The organism is Halovulum sp. GXIMD14793 (genome assembly GCF_054457435.1).
Genome location: NZ_JBTLNE010000045.1, coordinates 24053 through 30209 on the forward strand (window position 1 = coordinate 24053; position 6157 = coordinate 30209).

Annotated in this window: 7 protein-coding genes; 6 read left to right on the top strand and 1 reads right to left on the bottom strand. The window is 58.6% G+C overall.

The window, feature by feature from the left end; genetic code table 11:
• The first annotated feature begins 102 nt into the window (after positions 1–102).
• Complete coding sequence (locus tag ACW9UQ_RS13360) at positions 103–1584, top strand: carboxypeptidase M32 (protein WP_458931517.1); 1482 nt, start codon at positions 103–105, stop codon at positions 1582–1584.
• Between the two features lie 249 nt (positions 1585–1833).
• Complete coding sequence (locus tag ACW9UQ_RS13365) at positions 1834–2109, top strand: hypothetical protein (protein ID WP_458931518.1); 276 nt, start codon at positions 1834–1836, stop codon at positions 2107–2109.
• 73 nt (positions 2110–2182) lie between these two features.
• Here ACW9UQ_RS13365 and dapB read toward each other — a convergent pair whose 3' ends face one another.
• Positions 2183–2998, bottom strand: a complete 816-nt coding sequence (gene dapB / locus ACW9UQ_RS13370; protein WP_458931519.1) for a 4-hydroxy-tetrahydrodipicolinate reductase — start codon at positions 2996–2998, stop codon at positions 2183–2185.
• Between the two features lie 95 nt (positions 2999–3093).
• Here dapB and rbfA point away from each other — a divergent pair, with 95 nt between their 5' ends.
• From rbfA to ACW9UQ_RS13390, 4 genes are read left to right on the top strand one after another with little or no spacing between them, the layout of a single operon-like run.
• The gene (rbfA, locus tag ACW9UQ_RS13375) at positions 3094–3498 is read left to right on the top strand and encodes a 30S ribosome-binding factor RbfA (protein ID WP_458931520.1); all 405 of its coding nucleotides are present in this window, start codon (positions 3094–3096) and stop codon (positions 3496–3498) included.
• The gene (locus tag ACW9UQ_RS13380) at positions 3495–4319 is read left to right on the top strand and encodes a sulfotransferase family 2 domain-containing protein (RefSeq protein ID WP_458931521.1); all 825 of its coding nucleotides are present in this window, start codon (positions 3495–3497) and stop codon (positions 4317–4319) included. The genes rbfA and ACW9UQ_RS13380 overlap by 4 nt, the downstream gene beginning before the upstream one ends.
• A 1-nt stretch (position 4320) precedes the next feature.
• Entirely contained in the window at positions 4321–5241 is a 921-nt protein-coding gene (gene truB, locus ACW9UQ_RS13385) for a tRNA pseudouridine(55) synthase TruB (RefSeq protein ID WP_458931522.1), read from the top strand.
• Between the two features lie 52 nt (positions 5242–5293).
• Positions 5294–5983, top strand: a complete 690-nt coding sequence (locus ACW9UQ_RS13390; protein ID WP_458931523.1) for a hypothetical protein — start codon at positions 5294–5296, stop codon at positions 5981–5983.
• Positions 5984–6157: the final 174 nt, after the last annotated feature.

The following is a 6157-nucleotide window of genomic DNA, read 5'->3' on the forward strand; positions in this document are numbered from 1 at the left end:
GCAGAGCAATGAGAATCCGTCACTGAAATTTCGCGCGCCGCGCCGTTTGGCGGTTTGCTTCCACGATTTGCCGCCATAGTCTCTGCTGCAAAAGGGGGACTCATGACACATTCTGCATATGATAAACTGAACGACTATAATGCCCGTACCATGGCCCTGGCTGAGGTTGCCGGTGTGATGGAGTGGGACCAGGAAACCATGATGCCGCCCAAAGGTGCGTCGCAACGGGCCGAGCAATCTGGCGCGCTGCAGGCTGTGATCCATGCCCGGCGGACCGCCCCCCGCGTGGCCGATTGGCTTCAGGCCGCATCGGAAGAGGCCCTGACACCCGCCCAAACCCGCAATCTGGATCTCATCCGACGTCAGCATGAGCGCGCGGTAAAAATCCCCGAGGCCCTGGCGACCGAGATCGCAAAGCTGACTTCCGAGGCGCAGGGCATTTGGGCCAGTGCACGTGCGGCCAACAGCTTTTCTGATTTTGCCCCGACCCTGAAGAAGGTGGTCGATCTGCGGCGGGAGGAAGCCCGGTGTCTGGCCAATGGGGGCGGGCTTTATGATGCGCTGCTGGATGATTACGAACCGGGAATGACGACAGCGGTTCTGACACCGCTGTTCGAGCGCCTGCGTCAACCGCTGGCCGATCTGCGGGCCGACATCGCCTCAAGAAAAGGCGCGACACCGCAGATATCCGGCCCCTTTGCCACCGATGCGCAGACGGCCCTGTGCCACAAGCTGGCAGAGATCTTTGCCTATGATTTCGACGCCGGGCGGCTTGATTTGTCGGTTCACCCTTTCTCTATGGGATCGGGCGCAGATGTCCGGATCACCACGCGCGTAGATGAGGCTGAGCCGTTTGGCTGCATTTATTCGACCATCCATGAGGTCGGACATGCCGTCTATGAGCAGCAGATTGCGAAAGATGCGCGCTACACGCCGATTGGCGAGCATTGCTCCATGGGGGTGCATGAAAGCCAGAGCCGTATGTTCGAAAACCAGATCGGCCGCTCCCGCGCGTTTATGGAGGTGCTTTACCCGGCCATGCGCGATGCTTTCGGTGATTTCGGCATTGCCTCGCCGGATGAGTTGTTTGCAGCCGCCAATGATGTGCAGACCGGTTTTATCCGGACGGAGGCCGATGAGGTGCATTACAACCTGCATATCATCCTGCGCTACCAGCTGGAGCGGGACCTGATTGAAGGTGGTCTTGAGGTGGACGCGCTGGAAAGCGAATGGAACCACCGGTTTGAGCGTGACTTCGGCCGGGCCGTCCCTGATGCCGCGCATGGCGTGCTGCAGGATGTGCATTGGTCGGTGGGGCTGTTCGGCTATTTCCCAACCTACTCGCTGGGCAACATCTATGCGGCAGAACTGTTTGCCGTGATGCGCGAGCAGTTGCCGGGTCTGGACGATGATATTGCCGCAGGCCGCCTGTCCCCGGCCATCGACTGGCTGGCCAAGACCATCCACATGCCAGGCAACTCACTGCCACCCGAGCAGCTGATCGAAAAGGCCATCGGGCGCGCCCCGACCGAGGCTGCGTTGATCAATTATCTACAGCAGAAATTCGCGCGGCTTTATCCCTGAATGGGGGCTAGCGGTGGCTCAGATGGCCGGGGGTTGATGTTTAACGAAATGGGCTCGGCTGAGTTTTGCCGAGCCTATTGGCTGGTGGGTGAAGCTCGCCCCCTCGGAAAACACAATAAAATCAAGACGTGTGATCGCTGAAAACGTCATTCCCCGCGCAATTTCAATTTCCCTGTGTTAAGCAAGGTTACCGGTTGCCCCAAATTGGCCACAAAAGGCCCCCATCCCGGGCAGCGTTGGGGGGAGGATATGTCGTTTCTGTTGAGTGTGCTTTCCGGAGCCATCGGTGCGAATTTCATCTCCGGCCTTTGGGGCCGGTATGCGCTATCGGGCATATTCAATATCGCTGTTGGTGCCATTGCAGGCACCGGGATCTGGACCCTGCTGCAGGGGTTTTCCTATCTTACCCCATCGCTTAGCAGCCTGATGGTTGTGCTGATTGCTGGCGCGGCCTCTGGCGCGACCTTAAGCTTGGCCCTGGGCAGTCTGCGGCGCGTTCTGGGTGAGCGTGAGGATCATCCCTGAATCACGTATCAAAGCGCGACTTGGTTGGCAAAAGCTGATAAAACGATGGCACCCAAAGGAAAGACGCTGCGATCTAGCCGTCGATCCCCAGCACATCCATCATCGAATAATGCCCCGGCGCACGCCCACGGCCCCAAAGCGCTGCGTTGACCGCGCCTTTGGCAAACAGACTGCGGTCGGACGCCACATGACGCAGCACGATCCGCTCTCCGGGACCGGCAAAGATCACGTCATGCTCGCCAATCACATCGCCGCCGCGCAGGGCGGCAAAGCCGATCGTACCTTCGGCGCGCGCGCCGGTCAGGCCATCGCGGCCGCGATCTGAAACCTCATCCAGCTTAACGCCTCGACCATCGGCGGCGGCCTCGCCCAGCATCAACGCTGTGCCCGAGGGGGCGTCGACTTTGTGGCGATGGTGCATCTCGACCACCTCGATATCGTATTCCGCCCCCAATGCACGCGCCACCTGCCGGGTCAGGGCGGTCAGCAGGTTAACGCCCAGGCTCATATTGCCCGCCCGCACCAGCACCGCATGCCGTGCCGCCGGTTCAAGTGCTGCGATCTGATCTTCGGTCATGCCGGTGGTGCCGATGACATGCACGCAGCGTGCCTGCGCAGCCAGCCCGGCAAATTCCAGCGTCGCCGCGGGCGCGGTAAAATCAATCACCGCTTCGGTGGCGGCAAACACCTCAAGCGGATCGTCACTGACCGTCACACCATTGGAGGTTCCGCCCATGGCCTGGCCAAGATCCTGCCCGATCCAGTCATGGCCTGGTCGTTCGGTCGCGCCTGATAGCATCGCACTGGGATGATCATGGATCGCCTGCACCAGCATCTGGCCCATACGGCCTGCAACACCAACAACGGCGATTTTCATCTGTTCGCTCATACCAGCCTCCTGCGATTTGCACCGGTTTAGCGGGCATTCCCTCCCTTGGCAAAACCCGCCACAGGTCTTATGTCGGGCCGCAGTGAGGAAACCCCATGGCAAAGCAACATCATCGAACCGATACCGGCCCCAGCCAGCGCCAGTTGCGCGTCGCCGAACTGATCCGGCGGGCGCTGTCTGACGTGCTGGCGCGCGGCGATCTGTATGACGACGACCTGAGTGGCGTTTCAATCACTATAGGTGAGGTGCGGACCTCCCCCGACCTGAAGCAGGCCACGGTTTTCGTCTTGCCTCTGGGCGGTGTGCAGACCGACGAGATCATCGAGGCGCTGAACCGCAACAAGGCAGAACTGCGCCGTTTGGTGACCCGCTCTGTCAGTTTGAAATTCTCACCCGATCTGAAATTTATGGCCGACACCACATTCGATCAGATGGACCGGACCCGCGAGCTTCTGTCCGAAGACCGCGTGCGCCGCGATCTGGAGGCCGAGGACGAATGACCGACGAAGTCCCCGAACATGCAGGGGGTCCTGCCCTGTGGCAACGGGACCCTAGGCTGGCGATTGACCAGTTGTTTCTGTCGCGCAAATACCGCATCGGTGTGTTTACCATCACCCGCAATGCCAGCGCGTTTCTGAAGAACCTTATGTATGTGATGGATCACAACCGTCCGCATGCTGATGCGTTGACCATCCATGATCGCAACAACACATTACCGCGCGGTGAAGACCTGTCCGACGAAGAAGGGCACAGCTATCTGAACTTTACCGTGGTCCGCAATCCGGTCGATCGGTTCTTCTCGTTCTATTTCAGCCGTCTGGTCGGGCGCGAACAGTACAAGCACGAGTGGATTCACGACGCGATCAAAGCCGATGGCGGCCCAGAAATGCGTCCGATTTCACTGGAAGAGCATCGCACTTACTGTGCGTTTCTGGTTGGCTGGGTAGAACGTACCCTAAAGGGCGAGACAGCGGAAAAGCCCAATCCTTTGTGGATGCCCCAACGGGTCCGGGTGAACACTGCCCGCGCGATCCGGGCAAAAATCCTGACGGTCGAGGATCTGACGGCGCAGCTTCACCTGCTGCTGGGGGACCGCGTGCCCGGGCTTGATGGATATCTCGCGAAAACCCCACGCCGACGCCCTAGTGACCGCCTGTTCCCGCAAAAAGAACTGGAGACGGACACCGTGCTGGAGGCGTTGCACAGGATTTATGCCTTTGATCTGGAAATCTGGCGCCGTGCGCGTGACGCATGGCAGACCGTTGATATGTCGACGCCTGGCGCTGATTACGTGCCGCTTCTGTCGCGAAAGCTGATCTGACATGGCCCGGCGGCGCAAGGGGCGCGATATTCATGGGTGGATCGTGGTCGACAAGCCCGCCGGCCCGACCTCTACCGCCGTTGTGAACAAGTTGCGCTGGCTGTTGCAGGCAAAGAAAGCCGGACATGCCGGAACGCTGGACCCGGCGGCAACAGGCCTTGTCATCGTGGCGTTTGGTGAGGCGACCAAGGCCGTGAATGCTGTGCAGGATGCCCTGAAGACATATGAATTCTGCGTTCGCTGGGGCACTGCGACCAGCAGCGACGATGCCGAAGGGGGGGTGCTGGATACCCGCGAGACCCGCCCGGATCGCACAGCGATAGAGGGTGCTTTGCCCCGGTTCCGCGGTCTGATCGAACAGGTCCCGCCGCAGGTGTCCGCTGTGCATGTGGATGGCGTGCGCGCCTATGATCTGGCCCGCGCCGGAGACACATTTGATCTGAAATCCAGACCGTTATTCGTTGAGGATCTGCGCCTTACCGACATTCCCGATGCCGACCATGCCATTTTTAGCATGACCTGCGGCAAGGGCGGCTATGTCCGCTCAATCGCCCGCGATCTTGGGCAAAAGCTTGGGTGTCTTGGCCACGTTCTGTGGCTCCGGCGCACGTCAAGTGGACCGTTTACCCTTGAGGACGCGATACCCTTCGCCGAGCTGGCGGATGCCGAACGTGATCCCTGCCATGACGAGCTGCTGCGACCATTGGAAGATGGGCTAACCGATCTACCGCGATGTGACTGCGCGCCATCGACGGCAAAAATGCTCAGCAATGGTAACCCGGTGCACGTTTTGACGACCAACGCTGAACCAGGAGAAGCTGCCTGGGCCGCCGTTAGCGGAACCGCGCTTGCGCTTGGTCGCTATGACGGCGGTATGTTTGCGCCGTCTCGGGTATTGCTGAGGGATTTAGACGACAGCTAAGCTGGGCTATAAGACTGGATTGATTGAGTGACGCCAGGTGGGGGAAACTATTATGCTGCGCGCATTGACTAAACTTGTGAAGGTACTGTGTTTTTGTTTGCCAACCTCCGCCGGAGCGACACCGCCAGACGTAATCGATGTGTTTGACGAGGTTTTTGGTATAAGCCCGACACATGTTTTTATTATGCGCACGGCTGTCGACAACCTTGGCATATATGCGGCTTCGCACACATTCATTGTCTTGGTCGGGAAAGAGATTGAAACTGGCAGGGAAACCATTTGGCCGGTCTATCGCGTTATCAGCATGCCTGACTACAAGGCGAGTGATCGTGGTAATATCTCCAAAACTGAGGTCGTTCCCGAGCCAAATGGGCGCAACCCTTATGACATTCTTGCGGAGTATGGCGGTGAGCCTGCTTCTTCTGGCTTCAGTTGGTATGACACCGGACTATTCGAACGACAATATCCGTCGCCTGAGGCGGTTTTGACTGCAGAGACCCTTACACTTTCGGCCAAGGGCAGTGTGACCCATCAGATTAAGACTGATGTTTTGTTCGAGGGAATGTCAGCGTCATTGTCCAAGCTTTCCGACTATGCAGGGGAGTACTGGCGCTTCACAACACAGATCACGCCATCAATGATGCTTGAAGATCGAACTTTCGATTATGAAATGTGCCGCGTTACGGATCCGATCAAGCTGGTAGCTTTGGATTGGAAAAGCGGTTCAGCTACTGCGCGTTAGCTGTGAGCTTGATGTCCAAGCCGTATCGCTTTTCGTGCTTGTCCCGAAGGTCCCATCTAGGGCCTGTGGACATTCGGGATTCCCATTTGGTTTGAGTTCTGATTCAACCTTCCAAAAGAGGAGGTTTGAATGGACCCGAGCAGATTTGTTCTCACGGATCGCCAGTGGCGTGCG